Source organism: Pseudomonas kielensis, assembly GCF_014236655.1.
Classification (GTDB): domain Bacteria; phylum Pseudomonadota; class Gammaproteobacteria; order Pseudomonadales; family Pseudomonadaceae; genus Aquipseudomonas; species Aquipseudomonas kielensis.
Map to the genome: position 1 here is coordinate 1 of NZ_JACMYG010000080.1, position 1,627 is coordinate 1,627.

Below are 1,627 nucleotides of genomic sequence, written 5' to 3' on the forward strand. Positions count from 1 at the left end.
CTCGTCGCCGTTGTCGCTCCGGTGTTGGCCGCCACCCAAACCGTCACGCTATCCGTGCCTGGCATGACTTGCGCTGCCTGTCCGATCACGGTCAAAAAAGCCATCTCGAAAGTAGATGGCGTCAGCAAGACCGACGTGATTTTTGACAAGCGTGAAGCTACGGTGACCTTTGACGACGCCAAGACCAGTGTCCAGGCACTGATGAAGGCAACCGAAAACGCCGGCTATCCATCCACACTCAAGAACTGATCATGCAAAATCCGAAAACATTGATGCGTGTCGGCGTGGTTGGCGCGGTGCTGGTAGCGCTGTGCTGCTTTACCCCGATTCTGGTTATTTTGCTCGGTGTTGTCGGCTTGTCCGCCCTCACCGGATATCTGGACTACGTACTGATGCCCGCCCTTTTAGTATTCATCGGTTTGACCATTTACGCAGTCCGGCGCAAACGCAAAGCCGATGCTTGCTGCCCACCAACTGGAATAAGAGGAAAAAAATGATTGCAATAACTATAGACGGGATGACCTGCATGTCCTGCGCCACGCACGTCAAGGACGCTTTGGAAAAACTTCCCGGCGTAAGCCATGCCTTGGTGTCCTATCCCGAGAGCAAGGCGCAGGTACTGGCTGACACTGGCGCCAGTCGTGACCAGATGCTGGTAACTATCGCAGCGCTGGGTTATCGGGCCGCTTTCGATGAGGGGTCCAATAAACGCGACTCCGGCAAGATTCCGGCAACCGACAAGCCCGGGAGCGGTTTACACATTGCCATCATCGGTAGCGGCGGTGGCGCTATGGGAGCGGCGCTGAAGGCCGTCGAACAAGGCGCGATGGTCACGCTGATCGAGCGCGGTACCATCGGCGGCACTTGCGTGAATATCGGCTGCGTGCCGTCCAAGATCATGATCCGTGCCGCCCACATCGCCCATGTGCGCCGCGAAAGCCCATTCGACGGCGGCATCGCGGCGACTGTGCCGGTGATTGACCGCAGCAAGCTGCTGGCCCAGCAGCAGGCGCGCGTCGATGAACTGCGGCACGCCAAGTATGAAGGCATCCTGGTAAGTAATCCGAGCATCACCGTACTGCGCGGCGCAGCCCGCTTCAAGGATAGCCAACACCTCGTTGTACATATGACCGAAGGCGGTGAGCGTACAGTGGCATTCGACCGCTGCCTGATCGCCACCGGCGCCAGTCCAGCCATTCCGCCGATCCCCGGCCTGAAAGACACGCCGTACTGGACCTCCACCGAGGCGTTGGTCAGCGACACCATTCCCGAACGCCTGGCCGTGATCGGCTCGTCGGTGGTGGCGTTGGAACTGGCGCAAGCCTTTGCCCGGCTAGGCAGTCAGGTCACGATCCTGGCCCGCAGCACGCTGTTCTTCCGCGAAGACCCGGCAATCGGCGAGGCTGTCACAGCCGCCTTCCGTGCCGAGGGCATCGAAGTACTGGAACACACACAGGCCCGCAATGTAGCGTATTCAGACAATGAATTCGTGCTCACCACGGAACACGGCGAAGTACATGCCGACAAGCTGTTGGTCGCTACCGGCCGGACACCAAATACACGCCGCCTGGCGCTGGAAACGGCGGGCGTGGCTGTCAATGCGCAGGGCAGCATTGCCATCGACAAA

Annotated in this window: 3 protein-coding genes; all 3 read left to right on the forward strand. The window is 59.5% G+C overall.

What is annotated here, in order from left to right:
• Positions 1-249: mercury resistance system periplasmic binding protein MerP (gene merP / locus H7995_RS28050; RefSeq protein ID WP_185819319.1), on the forward strand; the 249-nt coding region annotated here is incomplete at its 5' end.
• A gap of 2 nt (positions 250-251) precedes the next feature.
• A complete protein-coding gene (gene merF / locus H7995_RS28055) occupies positions 252-497 on the forward strand; it encodes a mercury resistance system transport protein MerF (protein ID WP_057978978.1) in 246 nt (81 codons plus the stop codon).
• Positions 494-1,627 (forward strand): mercury(II) reductase (locus tag H7995_RS28060; RefSeq protein ID WP_185819320.1); only part of this gene is annotated, 1,134 nt, incomplete at its 3' end. The genes merF and H7995_RS28060, both read left to right, overlap by 4 nt.

What these genes read in the sequence shown, in the direction of transcription:
- merF (WP_057978978.1), top strand. Translation starts at nt 252, where the DNA reads ATGCAAAATCCGAAAACATTGATGCGTGTCGGCGTGGTTGGCGCGGTG.